19 protein-coding genes, 1 tRNA gene and 1 pseudogene are annotated in these 18,403 nt (G+C 36.6%); 3 read left to right on the top strand and 18 right to left on the bottom strand.

From position 1 onward, the window contains the following. Positions 1–2: 2 nt before the first annotated feature. The 11 genes from thiS to murA form a co-directional block, all read right to left on the bottom strand. Complete coding sequence (gene thiS / locus F3G75_RS00855; protein WP_149716214.1) at positions 3–206, bottom strand: sulfur carrier protein ThiS; 204 nt, start codon at positions 204–206, stop codon at positions 3–5. After that, complete coding sequence (locus tag F3G75_RS00850) at positions 206–1,384, bottom strand: pyridoxal phosphate-dependent aminotransferase (RefSeq protein WP_149716213.1); 1,179 nt, start codon at positions 1,382–1,384, stop codon at positions 206–208. Before F3G75_RS00850 ends, thiS begins: the two co-directional genes overlap by 1 nt. An 11-nt stretch (positions 1,385–1,395) precedes the next feature. Continuing rightward, positions 1,396–3,234 carry a biosynthetic arginine decarboxylase gene (gene speA / locus F3G75_RS00845; protein WP_149716212.1) on the bottom strand — a complete coding sequence of 613 codons (1,839 nt, stop codon included), beginning with the start codon at positions 3,232–3,234 and terminating at the stop codon, positions 1,396–1,398. Next, positions 3,231–4,457 carry a histidine--tRNA ligase gene (gene hisS / locus F3G75_RS00840; RefSeq protein WP_149716211.1) on the bottom strand — a complete coding sequence of 409 codons (1,227 nt, stop codon included), beginning with the start codon at positions 4,455–4,457 and terminating at the stop codon, positions 3,231–3,233. Before hisS ends, speA begins: the two co-directional genes overlap by 4 nt. 30 nt (positions 4,458–4,487) lie before the next feature. Next, positions 4,488–5,075, bottom strand: coding sequence for a dTMP kinase (tmk, locus tag F3G75_RS00835; protein ID WP_149716210.1), 588 nt, complete (start codon positions 5,073–5,075; stop codon positions 4,488–4,490). Position 5,076: 1 nt separating this feature from the next. Continuing rightward, positions 5,077–5,547, bottom strand: a complete 471-nt coding sequence (gene coaD / locus F3G75_RS00830; protein WP_149716209.1) for a pantetheine-phosphate adenylyltransferase — start codon at positions 5,545–5,547, stop codon at positions 5,077–5,079. Then, the gene (locus F3G75_RS00825; RefSeq protein ID WP_149716208.1) at positions 5,544–6,095 is read right to left on the bottom strand and encodes a UbiX family flavin prenyltransferase; all 552 of its coding nucleotides are present in this window, start codon (positions 6,093–6,095) and stop codon (positions 5,544–5,546) included. Before F3G75_RS00825 ends, coaD begins: the two co-directional genes overlap by 4 nt. Further along, positions 6,092–6,898, bottom strand: coding sequence for a flagellar basal body P-ring formation chaperone FlgA (gene flgA / locus F3G75_RS00820; RefSeq protein ID WP_149716207.1), 807 nt, complete (start codon positions 6,896–6,898; stop codon positions 6,092–6,094). The genes F3G75_RS00825 and flgA overlap by 4 nt, the downstream gene beginning before the upstream one ends. 65 nt (positions 6,899–6,963) lie before the next feature. Continuing rightward, positions 6,964–7,038, bottom strand: a tRNA-Gly gene (locus F3G75_RS00815). 51 nt (positions 7,039–7,089) lie between these two features. Next, the gene (locus tag F3G75_RS00810; RefSeq protein ID WP_149716206.1) at positions 7,090–8,250 is read right to left on the bottom strand and encodes a molybdopterin molybdotransferase MoeA; all 1,161 of its coding nucleotides are present in this window, start codon (positions 8,248–8,250) and stop codon (positions 7,090–7,092) included. Positions 8,251–8,252: 2 nt separating this feature from the next. Then, entirely contained in the window at positions 8,253–9,521 is a 1,269-nt protein-coding gene (murA, locus tag F3G75_RS00805) for a UDP-N-acetylglucosamine 1-carboxyvinyltransferase (protein WP_149716205.1), read from the bottom strand. 139 nt (positions 9,522–9,660) lie between these two features. Here murA and F3G75_RS00800 point away from each other — a divergent pair, with 139 nt between their 5' ends. The 3 genes from F3G75_RS00800 (at position 9,661) to F3G75_RS00790 (ending at position 11,753) form a co-directional block, all read left to right on the top strand. Then, entirely contained in the window at positions 9,661–10,341 is a 681-nt protein-coding gene (locus F3G75_RS00800; protein ID WP_149716204.1) for an NlpC/P60 family protein, read from the top strand. A 108-nt stretch (positions 10,342–10,449) separates the two neighbouring features. Next, complete coding sequence (locus F3G75_RS00795; RefSeq protein WP_149716203.1) at positions 10,450–11,259, top strand: ferritin-like domain-containing protein; 810 nt, start codon at positions 10,450–10,452, stop codon at positions 11,257–11,259. Further along, positions 11,259–11,753 carry a SixA phosphatase family protein gene (locus F3G75_RS00790; protein ID WP_149716202.1) on the top strand — a complete coding sequence of 165 codons (495 nt, stop codon included), beginning with the start codon at positions 11,259–11,261 and terminating at the stop codon, positions 11,751–11,753. The genes F3G75_RS00795 and F3G75_RS00790 overlap by 1 nt, the downstream gene beginning before the upstream one ends. A gap of 9 nt (positions 11,754–11,762) precedes the next feature. Here F3G75_RS00790 and F3G75_RS09550 read toward each other — a convergent pair whose 3' ends face one another. The 7 genes and pseudogenes from F3G75_RS09550 to F3G75_RS00755 form a co-directional block, all read right to left on the bottom strand. Continuing rightward, positions 11,763–12,530, bottom strand: coding sequence for a methyl-accepting chemotaxis protein (locus F3G75_RS09550; protein ID WP_410470365.1), 768 nt, complete (start codon positions 12,528–12,530; stop codon positions 11,763–11,765). Positions 12,531–13,024: 494 nt separating this feature from the next. Beyond that, positions 13,025–13,525: a PAS domain-containing protein gene (locus F3G75_RS00780; protein ID WP_072594212.1), complete on the bottom strand. Its 501-nt coding sequence runs from the start codon at positions 13,523–13,525 to the stop codon at positions 13,025–13,027. Between the two features lie 21 nt (positions 13,526–13,546). After that, on the bottom strand, positions 13,547–14,785 hold the full coding sequence (locus F3G75_RS00775; RefSeq protein ID WP_149716200.1) for a type II secretion system F family protein: 1,239 nt from the start codon (positions 14,783–14,785) through the stop codon (positions 13,547–13,549). After that, positions 14,782–16,533 carry a GspE/PulE family protein gene (locus F3G75_RS00770; RefSeq protein WP_149716199.1) on the bottom strand — a complete coding sequence of 584 codons (1,752 nt, stop codon included), beginning with the start codon at positions 16,531–16,533 and terminating at the stop codon, positions 14,782–14,784. The genes F3G75_RS00775 and F3G75_RS00770 overlap by 4 nt, the downstream gene beginning before the upstream one ends. 9 nt (positions 16,534–16,542) lie before the next feature. Beyond that, positions 16,543–17,031 carry a hypothetical protein gene (locus F3G75_RS00765; protein ID WP_223154422.1) on the bottom strand — a complete coding sequence of 163 codons (489 nt, stop codon included), beginning with the start codon at positions 17,029–17,031 and terminating at the stop codon, positions 16,543–16,545. A gap of 47 nt (positions 17,032–17,078) precedes the next feature. Then, positions 17,079–17,957, bottom strand: a complete 879-nt coding sequence (locus F3G75_RS00760; RefSeq protein ID WP_149716197.1) for a transformation system protein — start codon at positions 17,955–17,957, stop codon at positions 17,079–17,081. Then, a pseudogene (locus F3G75_RS00755) lies at positions 17,950–18,403 on the bottom strand (ATP-binding protein); the annotation flags it as partial. The pseudogene F3G75_RS00755 and the gene F3G75_RS00760, both read right to left, overlap by 8 nt.

Genomic DNA, 18,403 nt, shown 5'->3' with positions numbered 1-18,403 from the left:
CCTCATCCGCCACCAACTAAAGTGACGATCTCATAAGCTTTGCCCTCACTCATAAAGCTCTCATACCAAAGCTTTTTTGGCAAAATTTCTCCGTCTCGCTCAAGGGCTATAAATTTAAGCTCATAGCCATTTTGAGCTAAAAATTTATAAACATTTATATCGTTTTCAAGCTCGAAAATTTTGCCATTTACTCTAAATTTGATCATTAAATTTTGTAGCTTTTTACAAAATTTGCGATCCTCTCGATCGCTTTTTTTATACTCTCGATGTCTGTCGCAAAAGAAATTCTAAAGTATCCCTCCATGCCAAAGCCCACACCTGGTACGGTTGCTATATTTGCCTCTTCAAGCATCTTTTTGCAAAATCTAAGTGAGTCGCTATCTACATCTTTGCATTTTACAAATAGATAAAACGCGCCATCAGGTGCTACAACGCTTAGTCCCGGGATCTCGTTTATCATTTTTACAGCCACATCGCGTCTTTTTTCATACTCTTTTCTCATATTTTCGATATCTTCATCTGTTTCGCCAAGAAGCGACGGGATAGCGCCGATTTGCACGATCGAGCTGATGTTACTTGTGCTTTGGCTTTGAAGCTTTTTGATGCCAGCGATGAGCCAGTCCATCGAGCTTGCTATGTAGCCAAATCTCCAGCCAGGCATCGCTCCGCATTTGCTTAGGCCATTTATCGTGACTGTTCTTTTGAAAAGATCTTCGCTTACTGAGGCTACTGCGTGAAATTCTTTGCCGTAGATTACTTTTTCATAAATTTCATCACTTGTAACGATGATATCAGTGCCCTTTAAAACCTCGCCAAATGCTGCGATCTCCTCTTTTGTATATACAGCTCCAGTTGGATTTGTCGGGTGATTTAGCGAAAAGACTTTTGTTTTTGGTGTGATCGCTTTTTTTAGCTGCTCGGCTGTGATTTTAAAATTTGTACTCTCATTTGCCTCGATAAAGACAGGCACACCGCCACAAAATTTAACGATCTCAGGGTAGCTCACCCAGTATGGAGAAGGGATGATGACCTCGTCGCCTGGGTTGATTAGCGCTTGAAATACGTTAAAAAGTGAGTGTTTTGCACCGATGTTTGTGACAATTTGATTTGCTTTGTAATCAAGCCCATTATCTCTTTTTAGCTTTACTCTAATGGCCTCTATAACCTCTGGCAAACCTGGCACTGGCGTGTATTTGCCGCTTTTATTGTCGTTATCAAGCGCGTTTTTTACAGTTTCTCTTATCTTTTTTGGAGTCATAAAGTCAGGCTCACCAGCTGAAAGCGAGATCACGTCGATACCAGCAGCCTTCATCTCTTTGGCTTTTGTGCTGATGGCGATCGTTATTGACTCGCTTAATGTTTGCATTCTATTTGCTAGTTGCATTGTTTTCCTTTTTAATTGATTGTTTTTAGGTAGCTATTATCATTTAAAAATAGATAAAGTTCGCCCAAAATTTGCTTCTTTTGCGTTTCGTTTATCAGAGTTGATTTTTCTAAGCGCTCGTTTAGAGTGTCTTGGATCTCGTAGATATCATAGTCCATATCCTCCATGATATCAAGGATCGACTGGCTCTCTAGTAAATTTGTGATCTTGTAGCCATCATTTGAAAGCTCTATCGTAGCCTCTGTCGGATGGGTAAAGAGGTTATGTTTCATGCCGATTACCTCTTGATATGCGCCAACTAGGAAAAATCCCAAGAAATAATCCTCCTTCTCCACATCCACGTCGTGCAAAAGTAGTGGGTTTTTCTCATCATCATAGCTGATCTCGCCGTCACTATCGCAGGTGATATCCCAAATCGAAGCTGGCAAAGTAGGGCGCTCATCGAGCCTGTCAAGCGGCATGATAGGGAAATTTTGCTTTAGTCCCCAAAAGTCTGGCAAGCTTTGAAATATAGAGAAATTTAGTAAGTAGCGCTCTTGCACCTCTTTTTGGATTTTGGCCAGGTCGCCGCTTGAGTTGCTCTTGTTGCCAAGCATCACGACAGCCTTTTTGCTGATGAGTTTTAAAAGCACCTCGGCGTTTGATCTATCTTGCAGATCGACATAGCCTAGATCAAAAAGTGTTAGCACACTCTCTGTGTGGTGGATGGCGTCGTGCAGGTACTCTAGGGCATTTGAAGGCTTTATTGACTTGTAAAGATCGACTAGCTCGGTTATCAAATTTGGATTATTTTTCTTTAAATTTAGCTTCTCTTCGGTGTACTCTTGAGAAAATAGCTCAAGCACAGGGGCGACTAAAAGCGCGTGCGAGGCGGCGATAAAGCGGCCTGACTCTATAAAGATATCTGGTTCGATCTCTTTTTTTTGCTCGCTTATGGTTTTAAGCATATAAACAACGTCGTTTGCATATTCGTTTAATGTGTAGTTTCTGCTACTTTCTTCTTTAAACTGCGAGTATTCTATCGCAAGACCGCCACCTAAATTTATCGCTTTTAAATTTGAAGCGCCCATTTTTCTAAGCTCAGCGTAGATATTGCCAGCCTCGATGAGAGCCTTTTTGAGCGGATGGATCTCGCTTATTTGAGAGCCGATGTGGAAGTGTATCATTGTGAAATTTTCAAGTAAATTTGCCTTTTTTAACATCTTTACAGCTTCTATCAGTTCGGTTGATGTTAGTCCAAATTTAGAGTGTATGCCACCACTTTTTGCCCAGAGTCCCGATCCTGTCGAGTGCAGTCTCACCCTAAGTCCGATCTTTGGTTTTGGTTTGAAGCGCTCTTTTGCGATGGCGATTATCGCTTCAAGCTCGTTTAAGCCCTCGATCGTTAGCGTGATGTTGTGCCCCATTTCAGCGGCGATGAAGCCTATATTTATCATCTCTTTATCTTTAAAGCCATTTACGGTTATTGGAGCTTTTTCGTTATTGTAAGCCATAGTTAAAAGTAGCTCAGCCTTGCTACCAGCCTCAAGGCCGTAGTTGTAGGGCTTGCCAAGACGCACTAGGTTTTTTACAAAGCCTGGATATTGATTGACTTTGAGCGGGAAAACGGCATTAAAGCTGCCTTTGTAAGCAAATTCTTTCTTTGCTTTTGCAAAGCTTGCGTGGATCTGCTCGATCTGCTTTTGGATAAGGTGCGGAAAGCGAAGCAGTAGTGGCCCTCTATATCCATCGTCTCTTATCTCTTTTACGATGTCAATGATCGCTGGTTTGCTGGCTGCATTTATACAGACTTTGCCATCTTCTATAACAAAATTTGAATTGCCCCAAATGCTAAGTCCAAAATCATTCATCCCAGCTCCTTTTCAAGCTCATCTAAATTTATCGTTTTTTCATCTTTGGTTTCTAAATTTTTATACCAGATTTTATTCTCTTTCATCTCATTTTCGCCTACACAAAGGAAAAATTTCGCATTTTTATTGTCGGCATTTTGTAGATGTTTTTGAAGTTTTTTGGCATCATAAGAAATTTCAACCTGATATTTTTTGCGAAGTTTTGAGCCAAGATTATAGATAAAATCAACATTCGCCGCATCAAGCGTGCAAAGATAAACTCCATCTCGCTCATCCTCGGCCTGACCTAAAATTTCTATTATCCTCTCAACACCCATCGCAAAGCCAACGCCGTAACTTGCTTTACCGCCAAGATACTCAACAAGCCTGTCGTATCTGCCTCCGCCTGCGACTGCACTTTGTGAGCCGATCTCATTGCTGATAAACTCAAACGCCGTCTTGCAGTAGTAGTCTAGCCCACGAACGAGCTTAGTGTCTATCTCAAATTTAACGCCATTTGCCGTTAAAATTTCTTGCAGCTTTACAAAGTCAGCTTGCGCCTCATCGCTTAAGCTATCAGTGATAACTGGGGCATTTTTATAAATTTCTTGGCAGCTCTCAATCTTGCAGTCAAGCACGCGGATAGGGTTTAAAAGCTTGCGTCTTTTGCAGTCCTCGCAAATTTTATCATCGTTTTTATCTAGAAATCTAACAAGCTTTGCTTTGTAAGACTTCATCGAGCTCTCGTCGCCAAGCGAGTTGATTTTTAGGGTTGTTTTGATATTTAGTCTATTAAAAATTTCACTCACCATCAAGATAATGCTCGCATCCTCATAGACGCTGCCCTCGCCAAAGCACTCACAGCCAAACTGGTGAAACTCTCTTAAACGGCCTTTTTGTGGACGCTCGTAGCGAAACATCGAGCCGTGATAAAAGCAGCGTTTTGTCACATTTGCTCTGTCAAGTTTTGCCTCGATAAATGCTCTAACCACGCCAGCTGTGCCCTCAGGGCGCAAGCAAACGTCGTTGCCACCTTTGTCTTCAAACTGATACATCTCTTTGCCCACGATGTCACTGCTCTCGCCGACACTTCTTTTAAAAAGTGCCGTCTCCTCGAGGTGCGGGGTCAAAATTTGCTCATATCCGTAGTTTTTTGCGACTTCCTCGCAGGTTTTGATTATCTGTGCGTAAAGTTTTGCGCGAGCTGGAAGCATATCTTTCATGCCACGAAGTGCCGTTATCATCGCATTATCCTTTTTTTATTTTTTGTGATTTTACTTAAAATTTATAAAATTTTCTATCTCTTTTGAAATTAGCTCTATGCTTTTAGATGCGTCTATAAAAAGCGTTTCAAAGCCATTTTTAATAAGAATTTGTTTCATCAGGCTTTGCACTTTTAAAAGATACTCTAGTCCGCGAGCTTCGATCTTATCGCTTGTACCTCTTGCTTTTAAGCGCGAGCTTATTAGCTCAGCACTTGCTTCAAAAAAGATGATCTTGTCTGCAAATTTATCATTTAGTGCAAACTTATTAAGCTCTAAAAGCACGCTTTCATCTAAGTTTTCATCATTTGCCAAAGCGTAGGCGATGCCTGAGATAAAGCCTCTATCGCTTAAAATAAGCCTACTTAAATTTGGAGCGACCAGCTTTTCAAAATGCTCAGCTCTGTCAGCCAAAAAGATTAAAATTTCAGCCCTTTTGCCGATTTTTATGCTCGAGCTTAGTAAAATTTCTCGTAAATTTTCACCAAGCTGCGTGCCACCTGGCTCTTTTGTGACGATGGCATCGCTAAATTTAGAAGCTAAAATTTCTATCTGCGTGCTCTTGCCAACGCCGTCAATGCCTTCAAACAAAACATACATTTTATGCCTTTAAATTTTTTAGAATTTTTACTGGCACTAGATTGCTTACATCGCCGTCGTGGCGCAAAACTGAGCGGACGATCGAGCTTGAGATAAAGGCGTTATTTAAGCTTGGCATAAGATAAACCGTCTCAAATTCGTCCCAAAGTGCAGCATTTGCGTAACCGATTTGTAGCTCATACTCAAAGTCACTAACCGCGCGAAGTCCCCTGATGACGGTGTTTATGCTGTGTGATTTAGCAAAATCAACAAGCAAGTTATTAAAGCCAAGCACGCTTACGTTTTTTAGCTCGCAAACTGCCTCTTTTGCCATTTCTATACGCTTTTCATGTGCGAACATCGGCTGTTTGCTGTCACTTTTTGCAACTGCGACTATCACTTTGTCAAAAATTTTTGTAGCTCTTACGATAACGTCCAAATGGCCGTTTGTAATGGGGTCAAACGTCCCTGGATAGATGCAAGATTTTTTCAAATTTGCCACCTTTTGTAAAGATTATTTTCGATTTTTAAGGCATCAAGCCACTTGCCAATGATGAAATTTTCCATATCAAGAAGGCTTTTTATGCCTGCGTAGTAGCCCAAAACTGGTGGAGCAATGATGGCTCCAAGAGATGAGAGAAGCTGCATCTGAGAGAGTGTGATCGTGGAAAACGGTATCTCTCTAACTCCCAAAACTAGCCTTTGTCTCTCCTTTAGCGCGACACTTGCGGCCCTTGTGATGAGCGTGTCACTTATGCCGTTTGCAACTTTTGCTAGCGTGTTGGTAGAGCAGGGCGCTATGATCATAGCATCCGTGCCAAACGAGCCTGAAGCTGGGCCTGCGCTAAGGTCTTGATCATCATAAATTTTCACGTCAAGATCATCTAAATTTAGCTTTAAATTTTCCTCAGCTTCCAAAACTTTCATGGCATTTTTACTAACTATGACGTGCGCCTCGCAACTATCTTTAGCAGCCTTGATAAGCTTTAAAAAGAGTCCAGCTCCGCTTGCTCCAGTGGCTGCAAAAACTATCTTTTTCATCTTATCACCGCCTCATCTTTGCCTGAAACTGTGGCCTGTAAAATTTTATTATCTTTTGTTCTTATCTTTATCATATCACCTAAATTTCCATCCTCAAGTGCCTTTACTTCAGCTATTATCTTAACGCCATCCTCGCTCAAAACTGCATTTAGCATTTGACCTTTTTTGACTAAGCTTATGGCGTTAAACTGACGCTTGGTTAAAATTTCACCGCTTTTTATCTGCACTTTTGTTATAAGAGCTAAGCTATTTGAGCTAGAAAGTGCATCTTTTGGCCATTTGCCAAACTCGATCATCGTTGGCTGATAGTCAAGCAGGCTTAAAATATGGTTTGTATTCATTGAATTTATTGCTATGAAGGCTGGCATCTTAGCGTCAAAGCTAAATTTAAAATAGATGCTTTTTAGACTCAGATCAACATCCTCAAATGATGCTCTAAATGTACCTTTTTGACTATTTTGATCACCTAAAAAGATATTTTTTAGGACGAGCTCTTTGAAATTTGCTGGAAGTTTATTTTGTGGACTGATGCTAAGATCACTTATGCTGATACCAGGATATTCATCACTAATTGATCTTAAAAATTGCATTTGAATCTCATCCATGATAGAGCAGTTTTTTACAAAAGCAACGCTTCCACCGCTTTTGTCATTATATGTTTTAAAATTTGCTGTTAGAATTTCATAGAGTTTTTTGCTATCTATCTTGGCTGCTCTTTTGCCCTCTAAGTTTAAAATTTCATTGTCTTCGCCTTCAAAGCCAAAAGTACTAAGTGAAATTTGATCGTTTAGAATGCAATACATCGGATAGATGCTGACTTCATTTGCAAAAAGTTTTGTGGAAAATAAAAAAAAGAGTATAAAAAAGATGGAGCGGGAAACGAGATTCGAACTCGCGACCCCAACCTTGGCAAGGTTGTGCTCTACCCCTGAGCTATTCCCGCAGTTAAAATGAAGTCCGCATTCTATCAGATTGTTTTTCATTTGTCAAGATTTTATGGAAGTTTTATAAGAGAAATTTCACTATTTTGTAAAATTTCGCTTTGATCTGGGCTAGTTAAAAACATAAAAGTGCTTTTTAAAATATGATCTATCATGCCAGAGCCGTATTTTCCGCCATTTGTTGCTATAAATTTATCATTTTCAATATTTCCAAAAATGGCATTGAACCTGCCTGATTTTACCTTTAAATTTTGTGCATTTGTAGCATTTTGCATCACAAAGCAATCCTCTTTTAAAAGAGGCAAAACAAGCATCATCATGCAAACATAAGCTGCCATTGGATTTCCAGGAAGGACAAAAATAAGTTTGCCATCTTTTTCATAAGCCTTGCAGGGTTTGCCAGGTCTTATATCAATATGTGAAAAAATTTCATTGTATCCAAGCTCACTTAGAGCTATTTTCATAAAGTCGGCCTCACCAGCACTTGCTCCGCCAGAGCAGATAATAATGTCGTAATTTGTAGCATTTAAAAATGCCTGCTTGACAGCACTTAGCTCATCTTTTATAATGCCAAGATATGAGCTATTTTGTCTAATGGAGCTTAAAAGTGCAGCGATGCCAAAGGCATTTGCATTATAAATTTCATCCTCGCTCGCTCTTTGCCAAGGCTCGATGATCTCGTTTCCACTTGAATAAATTCCAACGCTAGGCTGTTTTTTTACATTTATAAAACTTATGCCCTGTGCTGCTAGCATCATTATGCCTCTAGTGTTTAAAACCTCGCCACTTTTTAGTAAAATTTCACCGATCTTTACCTCTTCGCCTTTAAAGCGATACCCATCACCCTTTTTAAGATTGTTTGGTGCTTTTATGAAATTTCCATCAACTACACAATCTTCAATCTTTATAATTGTATCAGCACCCTTTGGCATCTTCGCGCCAGTCATTATCTTAACGCACTCATTTTTGCCGATGCTTAGCTGCTCTTTATCGCCTGCAAAGGCACTTGCAACTATTTTATATGGCTTATTTTTATCTTCAAATTTCACAGCAAAGCCATCAAGTGCAGAGTTATCAAAACATGGCAAGTCTTTTACCGCCACTACATCATTTGCCAATGTTTTACCAAGAGCCATGCTGATAGGTAAAATCTCACTATCTGTTTTTAATTTGAATTTAGATTTAAGCGCATCTAATGCGTCATTTAGCAGCATTTTTACTCCTCAAGCCTAATAATATTTGCACCAAGGCCTTGAAATTTCTCTTCTAAATTTTCATATCCTCTATCAAGGTGATAAATTCTATGTACCAAACTTTCACCATTTGCTATAAGAGCAGCTAGTATCAGCGCTGAGCTTGCTCTAAGATCTGTTGCCATTACATCGGCTGCGTTTAGCTTAGCTGGTGCATAAACACTTGCAATATGTCCATTTAATTTAATATCCGCTCCCATTCTAGCAAGCTCACTAACGTGCATAAAGCGGTTTTCAAAAAGCCTCTCATCTATCGTGCTAACGCCATTTGCTGCAAGGCAAAGCGCCATAAATTGAGCTTGCATATCTGTTGGAAAGCCCGGATACTCGGTGGTTCTTATCTCCACTGGTTTTATCTCTTTAGCTGGCAATATCGTGATCTTATCGCCGTCTACTTCGATACCAAAGCCCATCTCTTCAAATTTATTTAAAATAGCCGTCATATGGGCTGCATTTGCCTTTGTGACTGAAATTTTGCTATTTGTTATAGCTCCAGCACAAAGGTAAGTGCCAGCTTCGATCCTATCAGGAATTACTTCAACATCGCAAATTTCAAGCAATTTTTGGCCGCTTCCAGTTATCTTTAGTTCACTTGTGCCGATGCCTTCTATTTTAACGCCACTCTTAGCCAAAATTTCACAAATTTGCACCACTTCAGGCTCAAGCGCTACGTTAAAAAGTTCTGTCGTACCGTGCGCTAGAGCTGCAGCCATGATGATATTTTCGCTGCCAGTTACGGTGATCTTATCAAAAACGATCTTTGCGCCTTTTAGGCCATTTGGTGCTGTTGCAATGACGTAACCTTGTTTTATTTCTATATTTGCTCCCATTTTTTCAAGCGCATTTAGATGCAGGTCAATAGGTCTTTGTCCGATCGCACATCCTCCAGGTAGGCTCACTTCGCAGTGGCCAAAGCGTGCAAGAAGTGGGCCAAGTGTCAAGATGGAAGCGCGCATTTTTCTAACGATATCATAGTTTGCAGTAGTTGAGCTTACACCACTTGTGTCTATGCTTAGTGAGTTTTTATCTTTAAATTCGCACTTTGCTCCTAGGTTAGTTAGCAGTTGGCAAAGCGTTTTTATATCAGCGACATTTGGGATATTTGTTAAATTTACACTTTTTTTTGCAAGTAAGGTTAGGGCGATGATCGGTAGAGCAGCATTTTTGGCACCGCTTATTTTTACTTCGCCACTTAATTTTGCATTTCCTTTTATCTTTAAATAGTGCATCATTGTTTTTTGCCTTAAGAAAATATGTTTTTTGCCGATATTATATTGCTTTTTAACTTAGAATAAAGAAAGCAAAGCACTATTTCCGGTTCATTTACGTTTAAAAGTTAAAATTGCAAACACTAAAATTTTGGATATAAATATGTCAAATTCAATAAATAAAAAAATCTTTTTTATACTTAGTATTATATTTTTTACAGGTTGCTCTTTTACCTCTAATCAACCGACAACTCCGCAAAATGAAACAAATCAAACCGTAACTTCAAGTGTTGATTTTAGTGAGCAAATGATTGGTGAAATCATAGATGAAGATAACGATAGAGAAGATAAAAAATTTGGTTCCTTTTTTAAAAAATACCTAAATACAAGAGCGGGCGGTGATTGCTCAGGATTCGTTTCTATCGTAAATGCAAAGTATCAAAATATGTATTTTGATGAAAAGACAATAAATCGCTACTACGATAATGGCGGTAGAAAGTCAAAAGCGATCTATAATTTTTATGAAAGTAAAAATTTAATTACTCATAAAAATCCAAAAATAGGCGATCTTGTATTTTTCTCAAATACTCTTGGCAAGGGTGTTCAAAAAAATAAAGATAAGAAAAATATCACTCATGTTGGCATAGTTACGGCTGTTCTTGGCGATGAGACAGTAAAATTTATACATAATTCTGGCGGAAAGATAATTCATAGCTATATGAATCTAAATCAAAAAAATGTGCATCTAAAAGGAAATCAAGAGATAAATAGTTATCTTGTAAGATGTTCAAACTCAAGTTGCTTGGCAGCAAATAGATTTGCTGGATATGGCAAAGCAAAATAAATCAGAAATTTTTACTAAAAACCTTTTAAAACAAATACTAGGCTCAAATTTTAAGCTTTATTTATATAAATTTACACTCGTAAATACAGATTTATATAAAGAGAAAATATGAATTTTTATGATGAAATTTGGGAAATTTTAGATGAAGGCGAGATTGGGCTTAAATTTTTAAAATTTGAGCTATTTTATGAGAAATTTAAACGAGATTTTAATATAAATTTTTGTGAAAGCTCTAAACCAAATGAGCTAATAACGCCTAGCTACGCAAAATTTTGTGAAGTAGTTAGCATGAAAGAGCTAAACAAAAAAGTAAAGCCAAAGAATAAAAATTTAAATTTTATCCATTCGGTAGCTCATATTGAATTTAGCGCTATTGACATCGCGCTTGATGCTTGTTATAGATTTAGAAATTTGCCAAGAGAATTTTATGAAGACTGGCTAGAAGTAGCTGAAGATGAGATTAGACACTTTTGTATGATAGAAAATTTGCTCTTAAAGCGTGGCGGTAGGTACGGCGAGCTAAGTGTACATGATGGGCTTTTTATCGCACTTCAAAAGACTTCAAATAGTCTAACTAGCCGTATGGCGCTACTGCCAAGATATATGGAGGCAAATGGGCTTGATGCAAACGCTCATATTATAAAAAGGCTTGAAGGCGAGGACAGCAACGAAGAGCTTATTGAGTGCCTAAAAGTCATATTAAAAGAGGAAGTCTCTCATGTTTTTAAAGGTGATAAGTGGTTTAAATTTGCTTGCAAAAAAGAGGGTATTGACGAAAATAGCTACTTTGACATTATCTTAAGTTTGTATCCAAATTCATTTAAAAATGTTAGAGAGATCAATGAGCAAGATCGCTTAAAAGCTGGATTTAGCAAAGAAGAGCTTTGCTTGATAAAGAATTTCTCAAAGGAGAGATAGTGAGTAAAATTTATTTCATAAGACATTCAAAAGCGGTTGATGAGAATAAGGACGGAGCAAAAGATGCCTTAAGGGAGCTTAGTCAAAAAGGCAAAGAGGACGCTAAATTTATGGCAAATAGGCTAAAAATGTATGATGTGATGCCAGGAGCCATCTTTTCTAGCAGTGCTAAAAGGTGCGAGCAAACAGCAAAGATTATCGCCAAAACTTTAAAATTTAAAGAAGAGACCAGTCTTATAGATGAGCTTTATGATATAAGTTTTGAAGATCTTTTAAAATTTGTCAAAAATATAGATGAGAGTTTGGATGAGATTTTTATCATCACACACAACCCAAGCATAACTGAAATTTGCGAGTATTTAAGTGATTCGTCAATAGACAATATCCCAACTTCTGGAATATTTTGCGTTGAGTTTGGATGTAAATTTAGTGAGTTAAAAGAGGGTAGTGCAAAAGCGTTATTTTTTGACCACCCCAAAAAACATCAAAGATAATTTAACACTTTAGTTTTTATCTTTAAAAATTTCGTTATATGAAGTAAAAATTTGCTCGCTTAGATCTTCTATTTTCTTAGACTTATCAACAAAATATTTTAAATTTTGTTCGTTATAGCCAGAGGCTGACTTCTCAAGCAAGAGTTTAATTTCATTATTTAGCGACGCTGTAAGCTCTTTTGACTTATCGAAATTCTTATTTTGCTTGTGTTCGCTTATACTCTCGTTCTCATACCAATCTAGCAGACTTTGCGCTAAATCACGTATTTCCTCACTATATCCTTGTTCGTTTATAAGATCAGAGTACACTTTAGTTTTGTAGGCAATTTGCGAAATTTTTGCGATTATAGCAAAGGTTTTATTTTCGACATATTTTGATGTTTGAGCAGTATTTTGTGCGTTTGCATTAAACTCGCTCAATACCTTTTTGAAATTTTCTACATTTTGTGTTGTTAGTTTAGAAATTTCATCGATTTTTTTAGAATTTTCATCGATATCATTTACTTCTTGCTGAAGTGTTTTTATATTGACTTCTATGTCGCTTGCGGCTTTTTGTGTGTTTTCAGCTAGTTTTCTTACCTCATCAGCGACTACCGCAAAACCACGTCCATGCTCTCCTGCGCGGGCAGCTTCAATGGCGGCGTTAAGAGCAAGCAGATTTGTCTGATCGGCAATATCTTTTATTAAATTTAAAACAGAGCTTATTTCAGAAGCCCTAGTGCTTAGCATGCCAGTAGCATTCGAGCAGCTTTGTACTAGACCATCAAGCTCTCCCATGTTTTGACTAAGCTCGACGATGTTTGACATATTTTCTCTTGCTATTTGTGCAGTTTGTCTAGCATCTGTTGCCGTTTGGCTTAAATTTTTGATACTTTCGTTTAGATCATCTCTTACATAATTTATACCATTTATGCCGTTTCCAAGTTTGTCAAGCTCGCTTGATAGAAGACCTCTAACCTTGCTTTTTTGGCCGTCTTTTATACCTGTGACACCCTTGCTCATAGATATGGCATTTCGTTTAAATAAACCCCTAAACCCTTCTACAAATATATTTCTATATGTTTTCGAGTTTTGTGCAGCTTGGACTGAGGTTGAAATTTCACGTTGAAGCGCCTCAACTTGATCTAATAGATCATTTATGCCAAGGGCGACTTCATACATCTCGTCCTTTTCTCCAACATTTACAATGCGAGGCTCTAGTATGCCATTGCTTGCCGATTTGACAACACTTAAAATCTCATTTATTGCATTTGATTTTTTCTTAAACATATCTAGAACCTTTGCAAGTTATTTATAAATTCATCATAGCTTGTTGATTTTTCTTCCAAAAATTTTAATAAATATTTTTTAGACGCTTCAATACCGCCATCTCGTTCTAGCTCAAGTAATTTTGCATAAAGTGGTTTTATGATCTCTATCGCTTTTGCATTTGGCTTACGTCTAACAGAATAGTATCCAACGATATTATCTTGCTGATCAAGCGAGGCTGTGATATTGCCAAATACCCAGTAAAATCCACCATTTAGAGTTTTATTTTTAATAAAGGCAAAAATTTCCTCTTTATTTTGTATACGTTCCCAAAGTAGCTTGAAGATAACTCTTGGCATATCAGTGTGTCTTATTATATTGTGTGGTTTTCCCAAGAGATCACCTTGTTTTACTCCTACGATATTTAAAAAAGGCTCGTTGCAATAAGTGATCCTTCCTTTTGTATCCGTTTTTGAAACTAAAAATGCGTTCTCATCAACGCCATATTCTCTTTCTATAGGCATTTTACTCCTTTAAATGTTGATTTAATTTTTAACAGCTTTTGCCATATCCCACATTGGCATAAATATACCAAGGGCGAGCAAAAGCACCATAGCTGCGATAAATATTAGTAGTATCGGCTCAATATAGTTTGAAATATTATCAATAATATCATTAAATTTCACTCTATAATAATCAGTAACTTTTTGTGTCATGTCATCTAAGCTACCACTTTGTTCGCCAGCACCTATCATCTGTATAAGCATACCCTCATAAAGTCTAGTTTGCCTAAAGGCCTCGGTTAAGCTTATGCCACGACCAACCAGTACTTTTACAGCAGTTAGTTTATTTCTTATGTCTTGATTCGAAACAGTTACAACGGCAGTATCTAGCGCATCAGCGATAGGAAGTCCAGCACGAACAAGCTCTGTAAATATTAGATTAAATCTACTCATATTTGCAAAAAATATTATTTTGCCCACAAGATAGACTTTTAGTAGATATTTATCGACCTTATCCCTAAAATTTTCATCATTTGAATATTGCCTTTTTAGCAAAAAAGCAAATGCGACAAGAACAACTATTATATATATGCCATAATTGCTCATTATGTATTCAATGTTTAGTAAAATTTTAGTAGGAAGGGGGAGGTCGGCATTAAGCTGACTAAAAATTTCTCGAAATTGTGGAACAACTGATGTCATAAGCACAATAAAAGCCAAAATTATAGAGCATATTACGGTTATTGGATACCTTATGGCTTTTTTAAATTTTTGCTGGTTATCCCAGACTTCTTGCAAGATAGAAGCTAGCTTTGATAATGCATCAGCCATATTACCAGTACTCTCTCCAAGCCTTACCATAGCGACAGTGACATCGCCTAGCTCTTCTTGAAAATTTTCTATACTTTGAGTTAAGCTTGCACCTTGATTTAGGTCTTCATCTAGTGTTTGAAATATTATTTTTAGCCTTTTATCCTCAGTAGCATTTGCTGTCTCTTTTATGCCATCATGTATTGATATACCAGCATTAGTCATAACGCTAAGTTGCCTTATGGTAGCAACTAGAGCTGGAATTTTTACTTTCGAAGAAGAGAAAATTTTGTTAAATTTTTCTTGCAAGTCCAAAAAGTCATTGTTGATACTTGAAACCTGAGTTTCTTTGATTTTTACTATCATGCCTTGAATATTTGCACGATTTTTTACATCATTTTTGCTATTGGCCTTTAGACTCATCTTTTGGCGTTTGCCATCTTTTATATATTCTATTTCGTAAAATTTCATATCTTGGCAACTCTATATACTTCTTCGATGGTTGTTACACCATTTGCTGCACGTATAACGCCATCATGGAACATATCTATAAAGCCTTCGTCGTAGGCAGCCTTTTTAAGCTCTTCTTTTGAAGCATTATTTGCTACGATACTTGCTATATGATCGCTGATAGATAATATTTCGCTTATCATTTCACGCCCTAGATATCCAGTTTGCGAGCAGTGCTGGCAACCTACGCTTTTATAAAACTGATAATCTTCAGGGAGAAATTTCTTAATCTCATCAAGAGCTTTTTGAGATAGCGTGACTTTTTGTTTGCAATACGGACAAAGCTTTCTTACAAGCCTTTGAGCCTCTATGCAAACTAATGCACCACTTACTAAATATGGCTCAATACCCATATCGACCATACGAGGCAAAGCGCTAATAGCATCATTTGTATGAAGTGTAGAAAAAACCAAGTGGCCAGTTAGTGCTGCTTGAATTGCGATCCTAAGTGTCTCTTGATCTCTGATCTCACCTATCATAATAATGTCTGGATCTTGCCTTAAAATAGAGCGAAGAGCTGAGATAAAAGTAAGCCCAGCCTTCTCATTTACATGTACTTGCTGGATCATATTTAGCTGATACTCGACTGGATCTTCAACGGTAATAATCTTAGTTTTTACACTTTTTATATCATTTAATGCGCCATAAAGCGTAGTCGTTTTTCCTGATCCTGTCGGACCAGTAACTAGGATGATGCCATAAGGTGCTTTCATACTCTTTTTAAATTTAGCAAAGTTATCTGGATGCATACCAAGGTCTTCAATGTTTATGATAACCTTTGATTTGTCCAAAATTCTTAAAACTATGCTTTCGCCGTTTAAAATAGGTAGTGTAGAGATACGAAAATCGTACTCTTTATCTAAAATTTGAGCTGAAAATCTACCATCTTGTGGGCGGCGGCGCTCCGCGATATCCATATTTGAAAGTAGTTTCATTCGGCTTACCATCGGAGGATAAATATCTTTATCAAATATAAATGTCTCACTTAGCATACCATCTATCCTGCTTCTTACGATACAGTTTGTCTCGGTTGGCTCGATGTGAATATCGCTCGCTCTACTTTGAATAGATGTTTTTAAAATTATCTCAATTAGCTTTAAAATTCCAGAGCTTTCCGTACTTTGCCCTTGGCTACTAGAGCTTGAAAGCTCTTTTCTGATCTCCGTAATAACGTCCTTTATGCTTTCATTAAGAGCTATTTTGTTTATATATTTTTCTATCTGGGCTGGATCGGCGCAAGCTACTTTTAATAGCTTTCTGTTAAATAAATTTTGAACTTTATCCTGAATGATCACGTCAAAAGGATTTTTAAAAGCAACATAAACGCTTATCTCGTCTTCTTTTACAGGGATGGCGTTATATGATTTTAGCTGCGAGGTGCTTAGTTTTTCACTGATACGGTAGTCGATATCTATATCATCAAGATCAAAAAATGTGATTTTAAATTTATCGCATACATATTGAATGAAGCGCTTTTGATCTATCTGAAGGCTAGTTGAAATTTCATCAATTTCAGTGTGTCCTCTCCTATAAATATCAGATAGAATTTCAAAAAAAATCTCTTCTTCTAGCATATTTTCTTCAAGCAAAATAGCCAAAAGACTTTTTTCGTTTATCTTTTTTATCTCTATAATCTTTAAAATTTGCTCATCATTTAGTTTATTAAGTTGTTCTAATGTTTTTAGCGTTAAAGTTTCTAAATTATTCATCTCTTCTCTTTATCTATACTCAATCTGCGAAGTAAGATCGTCATTTTTAAAAATTTTTAAAATCATTTTTGGAAAATTTGAGCCAACGATTGCACTAAGCTCATATCTTGTATCTGAATTTGGCTCTTCAAAAATAAATACACCAAGCTCCTCAACGTATTCTTTTTTGACAAATTTATCAAATATAAATGAAAGAATATAATCGCTCTTTGGAAGCCTAATATAGCTTATATCAGCCCCATCCAAGATAGCATGAAGCAATAGCTTTTTTTTAAGCAATATATCAGCAAAATATGCTGCATTCTCTCTTGAACTTTGTGTTTTTGATAGTTTGCTTGCTGGAAGAGCAAGCCTATCTATATCATTTGTTTTTAAACAAGATATGCCAAAGATATTAAGAAATTCTTCATTTTGTGAATCTTTTAAAAGATCTTGTATTTTTTGATTACAAATTTTAGGATATTCAGCTTTTTCAAAATAACTTTTAATATCAGCCATCCCAAGCGCAAAGGCATTTAATGATAAAAATATAACAAGCAAAAATTTCACAACGTATCACTTTTTATCTTATTTATTAGCTCATTTATCTCGGGCTTATTTTTATTTTTATTATATTCTTCTAATGCACGCAATGCGTCATCTTTTTGTTTTAGCATATATTTTGCCTTAGCAAACATGACCCAAGACTCCTCAATGCTACTATCTAAATTATTTGCCGATAGTGCCCATTTTATAGTGTCACTATATCTTTTATCTTGATAGCATTTTCTTGCTATTTTAAGGGCGATTTCTGGATTTTTATTTTTATTAAAATCTTCTTTTAGCATAGAAATTTCATTGTTTTCACTTGAAATTTGAATATCAATTTTTGGCTTTGCCTTTGGTTCTAATTCTATTATCTCTTCATTTGGTAGAGGCTGTTCATTTTGTATATTCTCATTTTCAGTTGGTAAATTTAGCTTTAGCCAACCGCCACCACTTCTTTGTTTTTTATCTGGTGCCTGCTCTTTATTGTCTTCATTTAGTTTTATAGATTGTTCTAGCTTTTTAGCTATTTTCTCAGCAAGCTCATCTTGTTTCTTATCTGATTCAAACCTCTCTTTTGCCTGCTCACTTTTTTGTTTGCCATCTTCTAAAATATTTTTACTGACATTAGTTTCAGCAAAGGTTATGTTCTTTTCTTTTATATCTGTTTGTATTGTCAAATTTTTCTCAACTAAAGTTGGAGTATTGGTTGTCTCTTTTTTGTTTTTGGTATTTGAGAAAAATAAAAAAGCACTAAAGATAAAAACAATTAGCAAGATCGTAATTATTAAAAGGCTTAGCTTTTTATGTGATAACAATTTTAAAAGGCTATTTTTATTCTTTTTTTCGTACTCTTCATAGAGCTTTTCTAGCCTTTGAATTTCTTGTAATTCAAGCATGAATTATTCCTGTATCAAGTGCAGACATTGTCAAAATTTTAATATTTGCGTCCTCGCTACTTAATTTTGATGGCTGATTTTGTTCGTAATATTCACAAATTTCATAAAATTTATACATGATTTTATTTAGTGTGCGTAGATTTCCGCAACAAAGCTCATAGGCCTTGTCATAGTCTTTTTTCTGAAAATTTAGGTATTTATCGTAGCCCTTTTGTCCTATTTTTCTTTGCAAATAGACTATGATTTCATTCGTGTTTGCACTTCCAAGCTCTATGCTCTCCCAAATTCTAGTTTGAAAATAGTCCTTTGCTAACACATCTTCATTTTCAGTTTTATGAATCGTAAATAAAAATTTAAATAATCTTGTATCGGCCATTAGCCTTATTTTTTCGATCAATTCAGTAGGATAAAGTTGTGCTTCATCTAGGATAACAACTATTTGGTTT

This window comes from Campylobacter concisus (assembly GCF_902460705.1).
GTDB classification, from domain to species: domain Bacteria; phylum Campylobacterota; class Campylobacteria; order Campylobacterales; family Campylobacteraceae; genus Campylobacter_A; species Campylobacter_A concisus_Z.
The sequence above is the reverse complement of the archived record's forward strand: the minus strand, read 5'-3'. Positions and strand labels throughout refer to the sequence as shown.

Bases quoted from the DNA above. Each gene is read 5' to 3' on its own strand.
- thiS (WP_149716214.1), bottom strand. From the start codon at position 206: ATGATCAAATTTAGAGTAAATGGCAAAATTTTCGAGCTTGAAAACGAT.
- F3G75_RS00850 (WP_149716213.1), bottom strand. From the start codon at position 1,384: ATGCAACTAGCAAATAGAATGCAAACATTAAGCGAGTCAATAACGATC.
- speA (WP_149716212.1), bottom strand. From the start codon at position 3,234: ATGAATGATTTTGGACTTAGCATTTGGGGCAATTCAAATTTTGTTATA.
- hisS (WP_149716211.1), bottom strand. From the start codon at position 4,457: ATGATAACGGCACTTCGTGGCATGAAAGATATGCTTCCAGCTCGCGCA.
- tmk (WP_149716210.1), bottom strand. From the start codon at position 5,075: ATGTATGTTTTGTTTGAAGGCATTGACGGCGTTGGCAAGAGCACGCAG.
- F3G75_RS00825 (WP_149716208.1), bottom strand. From the start codon at position 6,095: ATGAAAAAGATAGTTTTTGCAGCCACTGGAGCAAGCGGAGCTGGACTC.
- flgA (WP_149716207.1), bottom strand. From the start codon at position 6,898: ATGTATTGCATTCTAAACGATCAAATTTCACTTAGTACTTTTGGCTTT.
- F3G75_RS00810 (WP_149716206.1), bottom strand. From the start codon at position 8,250: ATGCTGCTAAATGACGCATTAGATGCGCTTAAATCTAAATTCAAATTA.
- murA (WP_149716205.1), bottom strand. From the start codon at position 9,521: ATGATGCACTATTTAAAGATAAAAGGAAATGCAAAATTAAGTGGCGAA.
- F3G75_RS00800 (WP_149716204.1), top strand. From the start codon at position 9,661: ATGTCAAATTCAATAAATAAAAAAATCTTTTTTATACTTAGTATTATA.
- F3G75_RS00795 (WP_149716203.1), top strand. From the start codon at position 10,450: ATGAATTTTTATGATGAAATTTGGGAAATTTTAGATGAAGGCGAGATT.
- F3G75_RS09550 (WP_410470365.1), bottom strand. From the start codon at position 12,530: ATGGGAGAGCTTGATGGTCTAGTACAAAGCTGCTCGAATGCTACTGGC.
- F3G75_RS00780 (WP_072594212.1), bottom strand. From the start codon at position 13,525: ATGCCTATAGAAAGAGAATATGGCGTTGATGAGAACGCATTTTTAGTT.
- F3G75_RS00775 (WP_149716200.1), bottom strand. From the start codon at position 14,785: ATGAAATTTTACGAAATAGAATATATAAAAGATGGCAAACGCCAAAAG.
- F3G75_RS00770 (WP_149716199.1), bottom strand. From the start codon at position 16,533: ATGAATAATTTAGAAACTTTAACGCTAAAAACATTAGAACAACTTAAT.
- F3G75_RS00765 (WP_223154422.1), bottom strand. From the start codon at position 17,031: ATGGCTGATATTAAAAGTTATTTTGAAAAAGCTGAATATCCTAAAATT.
- F3G75_RS00760 (WP_149716197.1), bottom strand. From the start codon at position 17,957: ATGCTTGAATTACAAGAAATTCAAAGGCTAGAAAAGCTCTATGAAGAG.